Consider the following 18,337-nt stretch of genomic DNA (forward strand, 5'->3'; position numbering starts at 1 on the left):
ATTCAGGGCTTGACCCACAACGGTCTGAGGCCACGCTGCTGAAGCGCCGTCACGGCCGCATGTGCCACCTCGACGTCGGCGAAGGGGCCCAACACAACCCGATGCCACGTCACGTCTTTGTCACTTTCGACCCAGATGGCGGTCGGTCCGAGGTTCCGCTGGGACAGTTCCTCACGCAGATTCACGGCATTGATCGGATCGACGAACGAGGCCACCTGGAGAAAGCCGGGTGCATCGGTGGTGTCCTCATGCGGGGGGCGCTGCAGGGGCTGTTCGCCGGGCACCAGCGCGGTGACCTCGACCTGGGCGGAACCGCTCGCCAGCATGTCCAGACGCGCTGCCGCCGCATAGGACAGGTCGATGATTCGACCTTTGTGAAAGGGGCCGCGGTCGTTCACCTTGACCACGACCGAACGGCCATTGCCAAGGTGGGTGACACGAACATAGCTGGGCAGGGGCAGCGTCTTGTGGGCGGCGGACATGGCGAACATGTCGTAGCGGTCGCCACTGGCGGTGGTGTGGCCGTGGAATTTCTTGCCGTACCACGAGGCACCACCTCGCTCGCGGTAACCGGCGGCATTGTCGAGCACCCGATAGGTGACGCCGAACACCGAATATTGCGGTGAATTGCCCGATCGCGATCGAGGCTCGGCACGGGGAACGGCATCCGGGATGCGATCGAGATCGGGCGGGACTTCATCCGGTTTGGGCGCGACGTCGTGGTCCAGAGCGTATCGGCCACCGGGCTCGTGGCCGGGCGGCGGGCGCGGCTTGCCGGGTGGTACGGGGCGTGGGATTTTCGCTTGCGAAGATTCGGTTGGCCGCGGCGGGGGGCGCTCCCGCAGACTACTGCAACCTGCCAATGCCAGGATCAGCAGGGCCGGGATGGCGACCGCCCTCACCGGGATGGCAACGCAGGATCGTCACCAATCGCCCGGGCCAGCTGGGCGACCGCCATGGCGTAGTAGGTGCGGGGGTTGTAGGTCATCACGGCATAGAAGTTGGGTAGCCCCACCCAGTATTCCGTGCTGCCGTCCTCGAGTGTCAGCGCGATGATGCCAGCGGGCGTCTCGGCCGGCAGGGTATCTTTGGTGCGGATGCCGAGTCGCGACAGATCACCGGCGCGGTACTCGGCGGTCCGCTGGTTGACCTTCGCGGTGTCGGCCAGCGTTCCGGAAACGGTTGCGGGGACCATCAGCGGCTCACCACGGCGCCACGCCTGTGCCGGTCGGTAGTCGACCAGATAGCGGCCGATGGAGCCGATCGCATCGTCGAGCTGCCAGAGGTCGCGGTCGCCATCCTGGTCAAAGTCGACCGCCAGTCTTCGGTAGTTGCTGGGCATGAACTGGGCGGCTCCCATGGCGCCGGCATACGAGCCCGTGGGCGTGCGCGGGTCGCGGCCCGTTTCCTCGCAGAATGCGAGGAACTCGATCAACTCACTGCGGAAGAATGGGCTGCGCGTCGGGTGGTCGTAGCCTTGTGTGGCCAACGCATCCAGCACCCGCACATTGCCGGTGATGCGGCCGTACCGTGTTTCGATCCCGAGGATGGCGGCGACCACACTTGGTGCGACACCGAATTCCGCTTCAACCCGGGCCAGCGTTTCAGCGTGATCGCGCAGCAGCTTGCGACCATTGTCGATGCGCGCAGCATCGATCCGGCTGGCATAGCGGGTCCAGGTCTCGGTACGTTCAGGTGCCGTCTGCTCGCGCACGATGAGCTGGGGCAGGGTGCGGGCATCGCCCAGCGCCGATTGTGCGCGCGCCAAGGCGGCAGAATCGAAGCCGTACTCGCTGCGCAGTGTTTCGAGGATACCTTTCGTCTCGGGGTGTTCGGCGTACTGCGCCGCAGCCGCCAGGGGCAGCAGCAGGCTCGCAGCGAGGCATCCGGACTTCAGCCAGTCGTTCATCAGTTGGAAAGTAGCTTTCGGTGGGTCTGTATGGACATGAGCATGCCGAAACCGGCCAGCAGGCTCACCGCTGAGGTGCCACCGTAGCTGATCAGTGGCAGGGGCACCCCCACCACCGGCAGCAGACCGATGACCATGCCTATGTTAATGAAGACATAGACAAAGAATTTGAGCGAGAGTGCCGCCGCCAACAAGCGCTGGAAGGTGTCTTGCGCCCGCAGCGCGATGACCAGGCCGCGGCCGACGATGCCAAGATAGAGCAGCAGCAGGAACAGCGTTCCGATCAGGCCGAATTCCTCGGCGATCACCGAAAAAATGAAATCGGTGTGTGATTCCGGCAGGAAGTCGAGCTTGGCCTGGGTGCCCTCCAGCCACCCTTTGCCGAACAGGCCACCTGAGCCGATGGCGATCTTCGACTGGGTGATGTGGTAGCCGGCCCCCAAAGGGTCGCGCTCGGGGTTGATCAGCGTCAGGATGCGGCCGCGTTGATAGTCGTGGAGCTGGTGCCAGAGGATGGGGGTCGCCGCGGTGACCACCAGGACCGCACCAATGATCCACCGCCAGCGCAGACCCCCGAAGAAGAGCGCGAAACCGCCGGCCGCAATCATCAGCAAGGCAGTGCCGAGATCCGGCTGCTGCATCACCAGCATCGCCGGTACGGCAACCAGGGCCAGGGCAACCGACATCGTGCCGATGCTGGGTGGCAGCAGACGGTGGTGAAGGTATGCAGCGACCAGCATCGGCATGGCCAGCTTCATCATTTCCGATGGCTGGAAGCGGATCACACCCAGATCAAGCCAGCGCTGCGCGCCCTTGGCCGCGTCGCCAAGAATCAGTACCAGGATCAGCAGCAGGACGGTGACGCCATAGAGCCAGGGGGAGGCCGTGCGGTACCACTCGGGCGGCGATTGCGCCACCGCCACCATCACCACGAAGCCGAGCGCCAGTCGCTTGCCCTGGGCCCATACAGCATCGGTGTCGTGTCCGGAGGCGGAGTACAGCACCACCAGTCCCAGGCCGGATACCAGCAGCAACAGGACCAGCAGCCAGGAGTCTATGCGCCAGTGCTCCAGCCAGTCGCTGAGGCTGGGCTCCTCGGTGCGCCGACCGACCTCAAGGAGTGGCATTGGCAGGCTCCGGTGTCGGGCGGGGTGTGGGGCGACTCAACGCGGGCACGACAGGCGGAGGACTCTCGAAGCGCACCTCGCCCAACAGGTACTGGTCCATGACCTTGCGGGCGATCGGCCCCGAGACCGCGCCACCGTGTCCTGCGTGTTCGGCCAGTACGGCAATGGCGATCTGCGGATCGTCCGCCGGTGCAAAGGCGATGAACAAAGCGTGGTCGCGCAGGTGCAGTGGGGTCTGCTCCAGACTGCGTGCCACACGGTCCTCTTGGGACAGGCCGGCAACCTGCGCGGTGCCGGTCTTGGCGGCGATCAGATAGGGTGCGCTGCTGCCAACCCGATAGGCCGTGCCACCCGGCTGATGGGCAGTATCGATCATCGCCTGGATCACCTTGTCCCAGTGACGGCTGTCGCTGAGCACCACCGGCGGTAGCCCGGTGGTGGTCTCGTCGATGCTGGTGCCGCTGGCCGGGTCCCGGGATGCGCGCAGGACATGTGGGGTGAAGCCGTTACCGCGCATCGCGATGCGTGCGGTCATCTGGGCCAATTGCAGCGGCGTGGTCAGGGTGTAGCCTTGGCCGATGCCGATGTTGAGGGTCTCGCCGGGGTACCAGGCCTCGGCGCGGGTACGTCGCTTCCACTCGCGCGAAGGCATCAGACCGGTGCTCTCCAGCGGCAGATCGATGCCGGTGCGATCGCCAAGGCCGAACTGAATCATGGCATCGTGAATGCGATCGATCCCGAGGGTCATTGCCAGCTGGTAGAAATAGATATCGCAGCTGTGCATGACCCCCGACACCATGTCCATCCAGCCATGGCCCTGGCGGCGCCAGCAGCGATAGCGGCGGGTCGAGCCCGGCAGCTGCATGCTGCCACCGCAGAATTCGCGGTGTTCCGGGTCGGTGACGTTGTATTCCAGCCCGGCCAGTGCCATCGCCGGTTTGACGGTTGACCCCGGGGGATATTGACCTTGCAGGGCGCGGTTGAACAGTGGCCGCGAACGGTCTTCAAGCAGCGCTTGATAGGAGGCCACGTCGATGCCCTCAACAAAGCCGTGCGGATCGAATCCAGGTTTGCTGACCAGCGCGATCACCTCGCCATTGCGGGGGTCCAGGGCGACCACCGCGCCGTTGAGCTCGCCGAGCGCAGTCTCGGCCACCTGTTGCACCCGGGCATCAAGGCTCAGTACCAGGTTCTGCCCCGACTTTCCGGGTCGGTGGTCCAGCTCGCGCAACGGGCGCCCGAGTGCATTGGCCTCGATGATCTTGGCGCCCGGCAGGCCGCGCAGGCGTTCCTCCTGACTGCGTTCGACCCCCGCCTTGCCGATCTGCGTGAGTCCTTGGTAGGCCGTGGTGTCGATGCGCTGCAGATCGGCTTCCGAGATGCCGCCGACATAGCCGATGACATGGGCGGCGGAGACCCCCAGCGGGTAGTTGCGGGTGAGGCCGGCGGTTACTTCCACCCCACCAAGGTCGTGACGATTGACCTCGATGCGGGCGACTTCTTCCATCGACAGGTTGCTGCGCAGCGGAACACCCCGGTAACGCGGGGTTTTGCGCACACGCTCCTCGAACCGCGTGATGTCGGCGTCGGTCAGTTGTACGAGGCCACCGAGCTGGGCGATCAGCGCCGGCATGTCCTCGACCTGTTCCGGGACCACGTCCAGCACGAAGGCAGGGCGGTTTTCGGCGAGTACCACGCCGTTGCGGTCGAAGATCAGGCCACGGACCGGGGGTACCGGGGTGACGCGCAGCCGGTTTTCGTCAGCACGGGTGGTGTAGTAGCGGTGGTCTTCCACCTGCAGACGCACGAGGCGACCGATCAACAGCAGCGATAGACCGACGCAGACGAGCGCGCCCACCGCGATGCGGCTGGAAAACAGATTCTTTTCGCGGTGAAGATTCTTGAGGGGCTCGTAGCGCGCCATGGGCAGAGCTTACCGTGCGGGGGGCGCGTGAGGGTGTGATTATTTATTAAATTAAGAAACTACTGTTTCTTAATCATCACGACGGGGCCGCAGCCATCGGACCATCAGGCCATAGACCAGAGGCCACAGCAGGGTGGTCGGAATGATCGGCATCCATCGAAGCTGGGCGCTGGCCTGATGGCCGGTAAGCCCGTCGATCCAGAACAACAGGAAGGTGTAGAGCGCCCAGATCGGCACCAACACCAGTGTCGCCTGCCACAGCTCGAATAGGACGAACACGCCACGCAGCCGGCTCACCAGATAGGCCACCACCACCAGTGCCAATGCGTGTTGCCCCAGCACCGTGCCGAACACGACGTCTGCGGCCAGCCCGACAATGAAGCCGCCGACCAGGCTGGAGACACGCGGCTCGCACAGGGCCCAGTAGGACAATATCATCGGCAGCCAGTAGGGGCGGACAACGCCGAGCCAGTCGGGGAGGGCGATCAATTGCAACAGGAGCGCGAGAACCAGGCTCAGCACGAAGCTGAACTGGACGGACCGCTGACGTCTCACGGTGTCGCGGCCGCCGTCGGGGCCTCGGGGGGCATGTCGGGGGCCGCGGCATCGCCGCCGCCGTTGATGGCCGCTGCCTCGGCATCCGCCGCAGGTGTTTCGGTATTGCGCCGTTCGCTCCACACCAGCAGCGCCTGGCGTCCCTGATTCAGCTGTGCGCTGGGATGTGCCAGCGCTTCAAGAAAATGCTCGCCAGCGGTGTGGCGCAGCGTGTGGATGCGCCCGACCGGGTAGCCCGCCGGGAACCGCCCGCCAAGTGGCGAAGACACCAGCAGGTCGCCCTCCTTGATATCGGCATTGGAGGGGAGGAACGGCAGCTTCAGTCCCTGACCATCGCCACGTCCGACCGCAATGGTCTGCAGGCCGGTTCGGTTGACCTCCACCGGGATGCCGTGATCCGGGTCGGTAATCAACAAGGCTTGCGACAAGCTCGGCGACACCTCGACAACCTGTCCGAGAACGCCGTGCGCGTCGACCAGTGCCTGGCCGCGATAGACGCCGTCGCGGATGCCCTTGTTGAGTGTGATCTGGTGGCGGTACGGGTCCTGATTGATGGCGATGATCTCGGCGATCAACACCTTTTCGTCCAGGGCCTCGCGGGAGGCCAGCAGTTCGCGGATTCGGCGGTTCTCCGCCTCCAGCGCATCCAATTTCTGCGCGCGTACCTGCAGCAACATGAGGCGCTGGCGCAGCTCTGCATTGTCACGGGCCAGTGATTCCCGGCTCTGCATGCGGTCGGCGGCAATGCCGGCCCGGGTCGGCAGACTGGCGACCCAGATCAGCGGGGTCAGCGCCGTGGTCATGATTTCGCGGGTGAGTTGCAGCCGTTCGCCGCGTGCATCCGTCAGAATCAGGGCAAGCGCGCAGAACATCAGCGTCAGAGTCCTCAACCCGAGGCCGGGGCCTCTGGGGAAGTAAGAACGATGACCGGCGCTGATCGTGTTCAATTGATGGCAAACCCAAACATTTGTCGCGTTTTTGTCACAACGCGACTTCCACCGCGAGCATACGGCGACTGCTCGCTGTCCGCAATGGGGAGACGGCGGGAATTCTCAAGGAAACCGACGGCTTGAGACATTTGCCTCATGAACCGCTGGAGCACTCCCGCCTAAGGTCAGGGCATCGTGGGAGGATTTCTCGCCGACGCCTTCAGTCGAAGCTGTAAAAGTCGCCTTGACGGTCCAGCATGTTGAGCACCATGCCGCCACCCCGGGCCACGCAGGTCAACGGGTCGTCGGCAATGATGACCGGCAGGCCGGTCTCTTCCGAGATCAGCTTGTCGAGATCGCGCAACAGGGCGCCGCCACCGGTGAGCACGATGCCGCGCTCGGCGACGTCCGAGCCCAACTCCGGCGGGGTGCGTTCCAGCGCCTGCTTGACCGCCTTGACGATGCCGGCGAGGGGCTCCTGCAAGGCGTCGAGAATCTCGTTGGAGTTCATCGTGAAGTTGCGGGGTACCCCGGCCGCGAGGTGACGGCCGACAACGTCGATCTCGGTGACTTCATGACCCGGGAAGGCAGTGCCGATCTCTTGTTTGATGCGCTCGGCAGTGGCTTCGCCGATCAGCATGTTGTATTGGCGACGTACGTAGCTGACGATGGCCTCGTCGAACTTGTCGCCGCCGATACGCACGCTTTCGGCGTAGACAATACCGTTGAGCGAGATCACCGCCACTTCCGAGGTGCCGCCACCGATGTCGACCACCATCGAGCCCCGGGCTTCACCGACCGGAATGCCGGCGCCGAGCGCCGCTGCGATCGGTTCCTCGATGACATAGACCTTGCGGGCGCCGGCGTTTTCCACTGATTCACGAATGGCACGGCGTTCCACCTGGGTGGAGCCGTAAGGCACGCAGACCACCACCCGGGTGACCGGTCGCATCATGCGACCCTTCTGCACCTTGCGGATGAAGTACTGCAGCATCTTCTCGGTGACCGTGTAGTCGGCGATCACGCCATCGCGCATGGGGCGGATGGTGGAGATGTTGTTGGGGGTACGGCCCAGCATCTGCTTGGCGTCGATGCCGACGGCTTCGATCTTCTTGCTGCCCTTGGCATCAAGCCGGATGGCGACGACGGACGGCTCATTGAGGACGATACCCTCGTCACGCACATAGATGAGGGTGTTGGCGGTACCGAGGTCAATGGACAGGTCATTGACGAACAGGCGGCGGACGGCGTCGATCATCGAAGGTCAGGTTTCCGAAGGTCTTGAAAGCGTGGAAGCACCAGACGAATGCCGGTGCGGGCGGGCGGCGCAGGCCGTACACTATGCAATCGGATAATCATAAACCAATTCCACGGTTCCCCACGGCAAAAAATTATGAGCCTCAGTCCCGAGCAAGTCCGGCAGGTGGCGCATCTGGCGCGCCTCGACCTCCAGCCCGAGCTGGTCGAGCCCTATGCGCGGCAGCTCAGCAACATTCTCGATCTGGTGGGTCGGCTGTCTTCGGCCGACACGGCCGGGGTGACCCCGATGGCCCACCCGATGGACATGACCCAGCGGCTGCGGCCCGACGTCGTCACTGAGACCGATCGTCGCGAGACCTACCAGGCGCACGCGCCTTCGGTTGATAGCGGTCTGTTTCTGGTCCCCAAAGTCATCGAATAACCCGTCGGCGGCAGGGTGGGGCGAGGGTGTCGCCCCGCAACCCTGCGGCCGCGCGCTCCACCAAGCAGGATCCCATGCACACACTGTCGATAGCAGCACTGGCCGAGGGGCTGCGCGCCAAGCGCTTCTCCTCGCGCGAGCTGACTGCACACTTCCTCGGACGCATCGAGCGTCTTGACCCTCAGCTCAACAGCTTCATCACCGTTACCGCCGACCAGGCGCTGGCCCAGGCGGATGCGGCTGACGCCCTGTTGGCCCGTGGCGGTGGCGGGCCACTGACCGGGATCCCCCTGGCACAGAAGGATATTTTTGCCACGGAGGGTGTGCGGACCAGTTGTGCCAGCCGGATGCTCGACCGGTTCATCGCGCCCTATGACGCCACGCTGGTGAAGAAGCTGCACGGCGAGGCCGGCATGGTGATGCTGGGCAAGTGCAACATGGACGAATTCGCCATGGGGTCGTCCAACGAGACTTCCTGGTATGGCCCGGTGAAGAACCCCTGGGACACTGGCCGCGTGCCTGGCGGCTCGTCGGGTGGCAGCGTTGCCTGTGTTGCTGCGGGTCTGGCGCCGGTGGCCACCGCCACCGATACCGGGGGGTCGATCCGCCAGCCCGCGGCGCTGACCAACCTTACCGGCATCAAACCCACCTACGGGCGGGTGTCGCGGTTCGGCATGATCGCCTTCGCCTCGAGTCTCGATCAGGCCGGTGTGGTGGCGCACAGCGCAGAGGATGCCGCCTGGGTCCTGCAGGCCATGAGCGGCTTTGACCCGCTGGACTCGACCAGCGTCGAGCGGCCGGTCGACGACCTGGTGGCGCCGCTGACGCAGTCGATCAAGGGGCTGCGGGTCGGCCTGCCGACGGAATACTTCGCCGATGGCATGTCGCCCGGGGTGCGTGCCTGTGTCGATGCCGCGATCAAGGCGCTGACCGAGCAGGGGGCGGAATTCAGTGAGGTCAGCCTGCCGAATGCGCCGCTGTCGGTCCCGACCTACTACGTGGTGGCCCCGGCCGAGGCCAGTTCCAATCTGGCTCGCTACGATGGCGTGCGCTTCGGTCATCGTGCCGAAAGCGTAAAAAATCTTGAAGAGTTGTATAAAAAATCACGAGGGGAAGGCTTCGGCGCCGAAGTCCAGCGGCGCATCATGATCGGCACCTATGTGCTCAGTCATGGCTACTACGACGCCTATTATCTGCAGGCCCAGAAAGTGCGGCGGCTGATCGCCGAGGACTTCCGTCGGGCCTTCGAGCAGGTGGACGTGATCCTCGCGCCGACCACCACCGATGTCGCCTTCCGCTTCGGCGAGAAGACCGACGATCCGGTTGCCATGTATCTCAACGACATCTACACCATCGCTGCCAACCTGGCCGGAATCCCTGCGCTGAGCATGCCGGCCGGTTTTTCCGAGGGACTACCAGTGGGTGTGCAGTTGATGGGCAACTACTTCGACGAGGCGCGGCTGCTCAACGTGGCGCACCAGTATCAGCAGGCGAGCGACTGGCACCTGCAGCGGCCGGAGGCGTTCAAATGATGATCCCGAACGGATGGGAAGCCGTCATCGGACTGGAAGTGCATTGCCAGCTGTTGACCAAGACCAAGATCTTCTCCGGTGCCAACACCGCCTACGGCGCGGCACCCAATACCCAGGCCGACGGCGTCACCCTCGGCTTGCCCGGCGTGCTGCCGGTACTCAACGGCGAAGCCCTGCAGATGGCGGTGAAGTTCGGCCTGTCGGTGGACGCGCAGATCGCCGAGCGCTGCGTGTTCGCCCGCAAGCACTACTTCTATCCCGACCTGCCCAAGGGCTATCAGATCTCGCAGTACGAACTGCCGATCGTCGAACACGGCCACCTCGACATCGAGGTTGAAGGGCAAGGCAAGCGGATCGGTATCACCCGCGCCCATATGGAAGAGGACGCCGGCAAGTCATTGCACGAAAATTTCACCGGCGTCACCGGTATCGACCTCAACCGTGCCGGCACACCGTTGATTGAAATCGTTTCCGAGCCCGACATTCGCTCTTCGGCCGAGGCTGTGGCCTATCTGAAGAAGCTGCATCAACTGGTGGTTTACCTCGGCATCTGTGACGGCAACATGCAGGAAGGTTCCTTCCGCTGTGATGCCAACGTCTCCGTGCGGCGCGTCGGTGCCGAAAAGTTCGGCACCCGCACCGAGACCAAGAACATCAACTCGTTCCGCTATGTGCAGCAGGCGATCGATTTCGAGATCGAGCGCCAGATCGAAGTGATCGAGGGCGGCGGCCACATCGTGCAGGAAACCCGGCTGTTCAACCCGGATACCGGCGAAACCCGCACCATGCGTGTCAAGGAAGACGCCAACGACTACCGCTATTTCCCCGATCCTGACCTGTTGCCGGTGATCGTGACCGTTGAGGAACGCGAACGTATCCGCGCCACCCTGCCGGAACTGCCCGAGGCCAAGCGCGACCGCTTCGAGCAGCAGTATGGGCTGCCGCGCTACGACGCCACCGTGCTGACCGGCGAAGCGGCGCTGGCCGACTATTACGAGGCGGTGGTCAAGGCCTCCGGTGCCGATCCCAAGCAGTGTGCCAACTGGGTCACCACCGATTTGCTCGGCGCTCTCAACAAGCTGGGCAAGGCTATCGTCGACAGCCCGATCACCGCCGACATGCTCTCCGGCATGCTCAAGCGGATGGCCGACAACACCATCTCCGGCAAGCTCGCCAAGGACGTCTTCGAGGCCATGCTCAACGGCGAAGGCGATGCGGACGCCATCATCGATCGCAAGGGCCTGCGCCAGATCACTGACGACGGCGCCATCATCGCCATCATCGAGCAGGTGATGGCGGCCAACCCCGGGCAGCTGGCCGATTTCCGCAGCGGCAAGGACAAGCTGTTCGGCTTCTTCGTCGGCCAGGTGATGAAGGCCAGCCAGGGCAAGGCCAATCCCGATGCGGTGAACCGGCTGCTCAAGGACAAGCTGGCGGGATGAGTGCCGGAGGCGTCAACCCGCTGATTCCGTTTCTGCTGCCGGGGCGCGGTGTCCGCGGCTTTGCGGTCAACCTCACCGAACAGCTCAACAGCATGTTCGGCTGGCGCGACTACCCGCCGGATGTGGCACAGCAGCTCGGGCAGGCCCTGGCGGCAGCTCCGCTGCTGGCGGCCGACATGCGTCAGGAGGGCCGTTTCAACCTGCAGTTCCAGGGGCAGGGGCCGGTCAAGTTGATGGTGACGCAGATTGACGAGGCGCTGCAGTTGCGCGGCATGGTCAAGCACGATGCCGATGCCGAGGGCGACTTTCAGGCCCTGTTTGGCGGCGGCCTGCTGGCGGCGCTGGTGGAACCGAAGCGGGGCGACAATCGCTACCAGGCGATGGTGGACGTCGTCGGGCTGGAATTGGCCGAGGCCCTGCAGATCTACTTCGCCCGTTCCGAGCAAACCCAGACGTTGATCCGTCTGGCGGCCACGCCCGAGAAGCTGGCAGGCGTGATGTTGCAGCGCCTGCCCGAGGGCGAAGGCCGCAATGACGACAATTGGCACCACGTCTACACCCTGTTCAGGACCGTGAGCGCCGGCGACCTGTTGCGCTGGGAAATTCCGGACCTGCTCGCGCGGGTGTTTGCCGAAGACGAAGTGCGGCTGTTCGAACCGCGCGCGGTCGCGCTGCGCTGCCAGTGTTCGCATGCCCAGATCTCGGCCATGCTGTTGGGCCTGGGGCGCGAGGAGGTGGATACGGTGCTGGCCGAACAGGGAAAGGTCGAGGTGACCTGCGAATTCTGTGGTCGCCAGTACCGCTATTCGCCGGCAGAGGCGCATGCGCTGTTCGTCGCCGAAACGGCGGCCGCCGCCGGCCAGACCCGGCAATGATCATCCCGCCCTACCGGATCGGGCCCTCGCAGATTGCCGGCGCCGGCAAGGGACTGTTTCTGGCGGCGCCGGTGGCGCGGGGGGCGGTGATCATCGCGCCTGACAATGTGCACACCGTCTGGCCCGAGTCGCGGCTGCGGGCGCTGCCCGCGGACAGCCTCGAAGTGCAGGCCAGCGTCCGTTGGTTCGAGCAGTGGTTCTCGATCACCCCGGAGTGGAGTGACGAGTGCTACGTCAACCACGCGTTCAAACCCACCGGGCTGTGGCATCTGGGATTCATCTTTGCACTCGCCGACCTGCCGGCGGACACCGAAGTGACCAGCGACTACCGGCTGTTGCTCGGGGATGGCGAGAATCCGGGCTTTGTCTGCTCGCAGACCGGGCAGCCGATTATCGGACTGCCCTGGCAACTCAGCCTGCAGACCTCTGCGCGTCAGCTCCTGGGCCTGTTCGAACGCAGTTGATAGACGCCGTGTGACTGCGCCACGACCACCCCGCTGGGGTCAGTGAGGTCGCCGGTCAGCACGAACTCCGCCTTGCCGTGGGCGTCCAGATCGGCCTCGATACGCGCAATCTCGCTGTCGTCGATGCGGATGTCGATGCGGACATCAGCGGTGGCCGGCTTGAGGAACTTGAGGTCGAGGGACTTCACGATCGGGAAGCACTTCGCCGGGTCGAAGGTCGACAGGAACAGGGCGCCCCCGGGGATCTCGGCACAGGTGAACAGGGCACCGGCATACATGGTGCCGATATGGTTGCCATTGCCGGCAAACGGCATGCGACAGACCACGTGCCCCCGTTCCAGCCGTTCGACCTGCAGACCGGTTCTTTCGACAAAGGCGATACCCTTTTCGAGCATCTGGATCGCCGGCTGTGCATCCATTCGACATACTCCCCGCGTAATGAAGGCGCGAGTGTACCCTTGTCTCCATCCCTCCCCATCATCCTTGAATCTTCATGAATCCCATCCAGTGGGTTGAACGGGGCCTGGTCCCCGACGTTGTTGCCCGAGCCGGTATGCGCGCGCTCATCGCCAAACGGCTGCAGGCGCCGGAAAGCGTCGACCAGGAGCGTCGCGTTGAAGCGTTCGCCTCGTTTCTCGATGACCTGCGGCGCAGCCCGATCGCCATCAACACTCGCGATGCCAACGTGCAGCACTACGAAGTTCCTGCCGAATTCTTTCATCGTCACCTTGGCCCCTGCCTGAAGTATTCCTGCTGCCTGTATCCGGACGGCAACGAGACGCTGGCACAGGCCGAAGAGAAGATGCTTGCCCTGTATGCCGAGCGTGCCGGGCTGGTCGACGGCATGCGCATCATGGATCTCGGCTGCGGCTGGGGGTCACTGTCGCTGTGGCTGGCGCGGCAGTACCCGAATTCACAGGTGGTCGGGCTCTCCAACTCCCACGGCCAGCGCGAATTCATCATGGCGCAGGCCAAGTCCAGGGGGCTGACGAACCTGACGATCATCACCGGCGATATCGTCGACTTCGACTACCCGGCACAGGGGGTGGAAGCAGGCTTCGACCGTGTCATGTCGATCGAAATGTTCGAGCACATGAAGAACTACGGCCTGCTGCTGAAGAAGATTGCCGGCTGGTTGAACCCCGAGGGCAAGCTGTTCGTCCATATCTTCGCCCACAAGTTGCTGGCCTATCACTACGAAGTGCGCGACGAAAGTGACTGGATGACGCAGTACTTTTTCCTCGGTGGCACCATGCCCAGCGAACACCTGCTGGCGCATTTTCAGGACGATCTTCGTCTGGCCCGCCAGTGGTGGGTGAACGGCCAGCACTACGAAAAGACCTCCAACCACTGGTTGGCCGGCATGGACGCCGCGCGTGCCGACATCATGCCCATCTTCGAGCAGGCCTACGGCCGTGCTGACGCCGGTATCTGGTTCAACCGCTGGCGAATGTTCTACATGGCCGTCGCCGAGTTCTTCGGCTATGCCGACGGCAATGAATGGGGCGTGGGCCACTACCTGTTCGAGAAGCGGTAGCGTCGCCAATGCGGAGGTCCGGTCGGTCACTCCAGCTGCTGATGGCCGCCGTCTGCCTGGCGGGTTGCGCCGGCGGCCCCGGATATCACGGGCCGGTGAGCGATCACTTCGACGGTGAGCGGTTTCACAACGACACACCATTCGATGTTGGCTGGGCGGACCTCTGGCGCTACTACCGGGAACGCGATCCCGGTCCTTGGCAGCGGGACCTGCGCCCGCCTTCGCAGCCCGCGCCGCCAGCGCGGGTCGCTGACGGTGAGCTGCGGGTGACGGTGGTCAACCACGCCACGGTGCTGTTGCAGTACGACGGTCTCAACGTACTGACCGACCCGATCTGGAGCGAGCGTGCCAGCCCGGTGTCATGGCTGGGGCCGCGGCGCCATGTGGCCCCGGGGCTCACTTTTGCGCAACTGCCTCCGATTGATGCGGTTCTGATCTCGCACAACCACTATGACCATCTCGACCTGCAGACGCTGCGGCGCCTCGACGCCGCGCATGCGCCGCTGTTCGTGGTGGGTCTCGGGGAAGACCGCTGGCTCCGCGACGCCGGGCTGCGACGGGTGCAGGCCCTCGACTGGGGCCAGCGGACATTGCTTTCCGACGCGCTCGGCGTGCGCGCACTGCCGGCAAAACACTGGAACGGGCGCAGCCTGCTGCCGGGCCGTCGCAATCGCAGTCTGTGGCTGGCGTTTCTGATCGAAACCCGGGGTGGCCCCGTCTACTTCGCCGGTGATACCGGCTACGGCGCCCACTTCGCAGATACCGGCGATAGGTATGGTCCGTTTCGGCTGGCCCTGCTGCCGATCGGGGCCTACAAGCCACGATGGCTCACGGCTTACCAGCACACCAGCCCGGAAGACGCGGTGCGAGCCCACACCGACCTGCGCGCCGCGCAGAGTATCGGAGTGCACTTCGGCACCTTTCAGCTGTCCGAGGAAGGGCAGCATGAACCGGTCACCGATCTGGTTGCAGCCCGCCAAGCCTCCGGGCTTGCCGACACCACCTTCATCGCGCCGACATTCGGTGCGGCCCGGGCCATTCCGGTCCTGCCCTCGATGCTCACGGAGCCCTGACATGATCCGAACCGTTGCCCACGCCTGTGGTGCCCTGCTGCTGGCGAGCACACTCGCCGCCCAGGCCGAGACCGTCCGCTTCTACGGCTATGCCTTTGATCTCGAGACCGACGCCTATCTCTACACCGAAGTCCACGAACAAGAGATCGTCGACGGCCAGTGGCGTGGCGGTCGCATCCGCTACTTTGATCCGGCGGGTGAGTTGATCGGCGACAAGCCCCTCGACTTCAGTCAGAGCCCGTACATCCCGGTTTATCGGCTCGACCTGCCGTACAAGCAGTATGCCGAGGGCATCAGTGCGGTCGACGACGAGGTCACGCTGTTCAAGGAAGTCGACGGCACGCGTGAAGAGGAGCGGGTGGACGCGCGGCCGATGATGGCGGCCGATTCCGGGTTTCACTCGCTGCTGCGTGACAATTTCGACACCCTGATGGCCGGTAAGACCGCGAAATTCCGATTGCTGGTTGCGGGGAATCTGGACGCCTACAGCTTCCGGGCGCGCAAGGTGGGTGACATCACCTTCGACGGCGCACCTGCAGTGCAGCTGGTGGTCGAGCCGGACTCGCTGCTGCGGCTGCTGGTGGACCGGCTGGAACTGGTCTACGAGCCGACACAACGGCGGCTGCTGGAGTATCGGGGGATCTCCAACATTCACGATCCTGCGACCGACAAGCCCTACAACGCGCGGATTGTCTATCCGTCGAAGCCGCCTGCGGGGGCGCCAGAGACGCTGCCACCGCTGCAGTAGGCTCAGAACGTTGGAAAGCGCAGCGCCGGGTCCTTCAGCAGTTCCGGGCTGCGGGCGGCGATCGCCCCCCAGAACAACAGCAGGATGAAGCGCTCGGCCTGGCGACGGATCTCCGGGCGACGCGCCTCTTCTTCGAGATAGTCCATCGAGAAGAACACCATCTGTCGGACGATGATGCGGGCGATCTCGATCAGCTCGGCGGAGGTCACGCCCGGCAGCTTGAGGACCTCCATCAGATCCTCCGTCATGTCCTGAGCGATGCCTTCCAGCAGATCCTGCATGGCCTTGCGCATCACCGGGCTGCTGCCGTAAAGCTCGCGCACGCCGACGGTATAGGCTTCACGGTGCTCGGTCACGAAGTCGAGGACCAGGCCGACCGACTCGCGGGCAATGGCCTGGGCTTCCTGCAGGCCTTCCGCCGGGCTGCTGAAATCCGCCATGCGGAAACCCTTCTGTGCCGGCTGCATGCGCCGCTCCCGGAGGCCGCTGCGCAGGGCGGTGCCGAGTTCCGCCAGCATGGCGACCCCCAACTCATCGAAGTCGCGGAAGTGGCGGTAGAAGGTGTTGGGGTTGAGCCCGGCATGGCGGGCCACCTCGCGCAGCCCCAGCGAGGCGATGCTGCGGGTGGTCGCCGCCAGTTCGAGTGCAGCCTCCATCAGCCGTTCGCGGCCGCTCAGCGGGTTCTTTGACTTCATCGTTTGGCCAGAATCCTGTAATAATTACATTTAATATCAGTATGTTGACAATTAGACATCAATTGATGGCACATTGACGGTTGACGTCAATGTGTACATCCGTCTACTCTGCAGGTAGACGATTGTATACACCATGAGATGTCGACCTGAGGAGGCCGATCATGACTGCCAAAAAACCCGCCCCGACGTCCCGCAGTGCCAAGACGCTGTCGGTGATGCCGACGCGCCGCGACGTGACGTTCGATCTTCCCGCAGACCGCGTGCATGACTGGGCCAGCGGCAATGTTCACTTTACCCACCTGATGAACACCATGTCGTTGGTGATTCCGGTCGGCGAACGCTTCTTCATTGACGCCGTGCGGTATTACCGCGATCAGGTGACCGACCCTGAGCTGAAAAAGGCGGCCACCGCATTTATCGGCCAGGAGGCGATGCACGGGCGTGAGCACGACGAGTACAACGCCAAGGTATTCGAGCGTCTGCCCAACGCCGAGCGTTTCGAGAAGCGCATCACCGCACTGTTGCGCTGGTTCCAGACCCGCACGCCGCCCTCCATGCGGTTGTCGGGCACGATTGCGCTGGAGCACCTCACCGCGATCATGGCCGATGGCCTGCTGCAGGAACCGCGGCTCAAGGAACAGTCGGAGCCGGGCTACTCCGCGCTGTGGCACTGGCATGCGCTTGAAGAGACCGAACACAAGGCGGTCGCCTTCGATGTCTGGACCACCACGCAGGGGACCGGTCCGCGCGCCTACCTGGAGCGCAGCTTCGGGTTGGTGCTGGCCACCACCATTTTCTGGGCCGAGGTGATTCCGGCCTATCTCAGCTTCCTGCGCCATGAAGGCAAGCTGACCGACATCAAAGGCTGGCGCGCGTTCTACCGCCTCGCCTTCGGTGAGATCGGCTTCCTGCGCAAGATGGTGCGGCCGTGGTTTGACTACTTCCGTCCCGGGTTTCATCCCTGGCATCACGACAATCGGGCCTTTCTCGAGGACATCGATGCGTTCGTCGACCAGTACACCCGTACCCAGGGGCCGATGGCCCGGGCCGCCTGAGCGGCAACAAAAAGCCCGGCATTGCCGGGCTTTTTGTTGGGGGGTCAACGACACCAGACTGGTTTCTCGTAGGGGTCGTCCCGCAACTGCGTCAGGCGCGCCACCACTTGCGGTCGCACCGTGGTCTCCGGAAAGCGCTCGATGAATTCTGAAAGGGTCTGCTCCACCGGGGCCTGTGCCTCGGTGCAGGTGCAGGTGCCATGCGCAACGACATCCTCGATATCGGCCAACCATTGGCGGCTGAAATCGCCATAGCTGTCCGGGTGCTGAGCCCGAAACTGCTGCCAGGCTGCGTACTGATCGAGCAGAACCGGCTCGCCGAAGCGGACGCAGGGCGAGGCGCTATCGGCAAAGCGCAAGTACACCGGGAGTGCCTGGTCGCTGTAGGAGGCGACGAACTGTTCGAAAAACGCAACGTCGGCAGGGCGGCCGGAGGATTGCGCCAGCGCCAGCAGGGCCGGGCCGTCGATTTCGGCATGGATGTCGTAACCCCGATGGAAGACGAATCCGGGGACCTCCGATTGCAGTTGCGCGAAACGATCGGCGTCGAGCCGCTCAAGCCATGCCTGCTGACTGTCATCCAGCAGCATGACCGCATCCTGCACCTCGGCAGCGGCGATCAGCAGTGGCTCCAGCGACTGCGGTGCCTCGGCCTGGTGGATCGCCTGCCACAGGGCGCTGAAGCGCTCGATGGCGGGCAGCGTTTCGTGCCCGGTGTCGGCAGTGGGCGTCGGCACGTCCACGGTCGTGGCAGTGTCGTTTCTGCACGCCGTCAACAACAGCGCGGACGC

Annotated in this window: 19 protein-coding genes; 9 read left to right on the top strand and 10 right to left on the bottom strand. The window is 64.2% G+C overall.

Translation table 11 applies throughout. From position 1 onward, the window contains the following. Positions 1–2: 2 nt before the first annotated feature. From JN531_RS10185 to JN531_RS10215, 7 genes are all read right to left on the bottom strand, one after another. Complete coding sequence (locus JN531_RS10185) at positions 3–611, bottom strand: septal ring lytic transglycosylase RlpA family protein (protein ID WP_228348760.1); 609 nt, start codon at positions 609–611, stop codon at positions 3–5. Positions 612–898: 287 nt separating this feature from the next. Continuing rightward, positions 899–1,909 (bottom strand): lytic murein transglycosylase, encoded by a 1,011-nt coding sequence (locus JN531_RS10190; protein ID WP_228348761.1) that lies wholly within the window; start codon positions 1,907–1,909, stop codon positions 899–901. Next, a complete protein-coding gene (rodA, locus tag JN531_RS10195) occupies positions 1,909–3,036 on the bottom strand; it encodes a rod shape-determining protein RodA (protein ID WP_228348762.1) in 1,128 nt (375 codons plus the stop codon). The genes JN531_RS10190 and rodA overlap by 1 nt, the downstream gene beginning before the upstream one ends. Continuing rightward, complete coding sequence (gene mrdA, locus JN531_RS10200; RefSeq protein WP_228348763.1) at positions 3,023–4,960, bottom strand: penicillin-binding protein 2; 1,938 nt, start codon at positions 4,958–4,960, stop codon at positions 3,023–3,025. Before mrdA ends, rodA begins: the two co-directional genes overlap by 14 nt. A gap of 69 nt (positions 4,961–5,029) precedes the next feature. Then, positions 5,030–5,515, bottom strand: a complete 486-nt coding sequence (gene mreD, locus JN531_RS10205) for a rod shape-determining protein MreD (RefSeq protein WP_228348764.1) — start codon at positions 5,513–5,515, stop codon at positions 5,030–5,032. Beyond that, a complete protein-coding gene (gene mreC / locus JN531_RS10210; RefSeq protein WP_228348765.1) occupies positions 5,512–6,462 on the bottom strand; it encodes a rod shape-determining protein MreC in 951 nt (316 codons plus the stop codon). Before mreC ends, mreD begins: the two co-directional genes overlap by 4 nt. Positions 6,463–6,664: 202 nt before the next feature. Beyond that, positions 6,665–7,702: a rod shape-determining protein gene (locus JN531_RS10215; RefSeq protein WP_228348766.1), complete on the bottom strand. Its 1,038-nt coding sequence runs from the start codon at positions 7,700–7,702 to the stop codon at positions 6,665–6,667. A gap of 135 nt (positions 7,703–7,837) precedes the next feature. On the opposite strand from JN531_RS10215, the gene gatC reads away from it, so the two are divergent. From gatC to JN531_RS10240, 5 genes are all read left to right on the top strand, one after another. Beyond that, positions 7,838–8,125 (top strand): Asp-tRNA(Asn)/Glu-tRNA(Gln) amidotransferase subunit GatC, encoded by a 288-nt coding sequence (gatC, locus tag JN531_RS10220; protein WP_228348767.1) that lies wholly within the window; start codon positions 7,838–7,840, stop codon positions 8,123–8,125. 74 nt (positions 8,126–8,199) lie between these two features. Beyond that, positions 8,200–9,657: an Asp-tRNA(Asn)/Glu-tRNA(Gln) amidotransferase subunit GatA gene (gatA, locus tag JN531_RS10225; RefSeq protein WP_228348768.1), complete on the top strand. Its 1,458-nt coding sequence runs from the start codon at positions 8,200–8,202 to the stop codon at positions 9,655–9,657. Then, entirely contained in the window at positions 9,657–11,099 is a 1,443-nt protein-coding gene (gatB, locus tag JN531_RS10230) for an Asp-tRNA(Asn)/Glu-tRNA(Gln) amidotransferase subunit GatB (protein ID WP_301334931.1), read from the top strand. The genes gatA and gatB overlap by 1 nt, the downstream gene beginning before the upstream one ends. Then, the gene (hslO, locus tag JN531_RS10235) at positions 11,096–11,974 is read left to right on the top strand and encodes an Hsp33 family molecular chaperone HslO (protein WP_228348770.1); all 879 of its coding nucleotides are present in this window, start codon (positions 11,096–11,098) and stop codon (positions 11,972–11,974) included. Before gatB ends, hslO begins: the two co-directional genes overlap by 4 nt. Continuing rightward, positions 11,971–12,438, top strand: a complete 468-nt coding sequence (locus JN531_RS10240; RefSeq protein WP_228348771.1) for an SET domain-containing protein — start codon at positions 11,971–11,973, stop codon at positions 12,436–12,438. Before hslO ends, JN531_RS10240 begins: the two co-directional genes overlap by 4 nt. Here JN531_RS10240 and JN531_RS10245 read toward each other — a convergent pair. Next, a complete protein-coding gene (locus JN531_RS10245; RefSeq protein WP_228348772.1) occupies positions 12,408–12,857 on the bottom strand; it encodes a PaaI family thioesterase in 450 nt (149 codons plus the stop codon). The two genes, JN531_RS10240 and JN531_RS10245, sit on opposite strands and share 31 nt — an antisense overlap. Positions 12,858–12,931: 74 nt before the next feature. On the opposite strand from JN531_RS10245, the gene JN531_RS10250 reads away from it, so the two are divergent. Genes JN531_RS10250 through JN531_RS10260 form a run of 3 tightly spaced genes read left to right on the top strand, consistent with a single transcriptional unit; the run spans position 12,932 to position 15,796 of the window. Next, positions 12,932–13,975, top strand: a complete 1,044-nt coding sequence (locus JN531_RS10250; protein ID WP_228348773.1) for an SAM-dependent methyltransferase — start codon at positions 12,932–12,934, stop codon at positions 13,973–13,975. A gap of 41 nt (positions 13,976–14,016) precedes the next feature. Then, a complete protein-coding gene (locus JN531_RS10255; RefSeq protein ID WP_228348774.1) occupies positions 14,017–15,048 on the top strand; it encodes an MBL fold metallo-hydrolase in 1,032 nt (343 codons plus the stop codon). A 1-nt stretch (position 15,049) separates the two neighbouring features. Then, positions 15,050–15,796, top strand: a complete 747-nt coding sequence (locus tag JN531_RS10260) for a hypothetical protein (protein ID WP_228348775.1) — start codon at positions 15,050–15,052, stop codon at positions 15,794–15,796. Between the two features lie 2 nt (positions 15,797–15,798). Here the strand turns inward: JN531_RS10260 and JN531_RS10265 are convergent, their stop codons facing one another. Continuing rightward, positions 15,799–16,491: a TetR family transcriptional regulator gene (locus tag JN531_RS10265; RefSeq protein WP_228348776.1), complete on the bottom strand. Its 693-nt coding sequence runs from the start codon at positions 16,489–16,491 to the stop codon at positions 15,799–15,801. A gap of 161 nt (positions 16,492–16,652) precedes the next feature. Here JN531_RS10265 and JN531_RS10270 point away from each other — a divergent pair, with 161 nt between their 5' ends. Next, positions 16,653–17,546: a metal-dependent hydrolase gene (locus JN531_RS10270; RefSeq protein WP_228348777.1), complete on the top strand. Its 894-nt coding sequence runs from the start codon at positions 16,653–16,655 to the stop codon at positions 17,544–17,546. A 44-nt stretch (positions 17,547–17,590) separates the two neighbouring features. Here JN531_RS10270 and JN531_RS10275 read toward each other — a convergent pair whose 3' ends face one another. Further along, entirely contained in the window at positions 17,591–18,283 is a 693-nt protein-coding gene (locus JN531_RS10275; protein WP_228348778.1) for a hypothetical protein, read from the bottom strand. Positions 18,284–18,337: the final 54 nt, after the last annotated feature.

The sequence above is a fragment of the Flagellatimonas centrodinii genome (assembly GCF_016918765.2).
GTDB classification, from domain to species: Bacteria; Pseudomonadota; Gammaproteobacteria; order Nevskiales; family Nevskiaceae; genus Polycyclovorans; species Polycyclovorans centrodinii.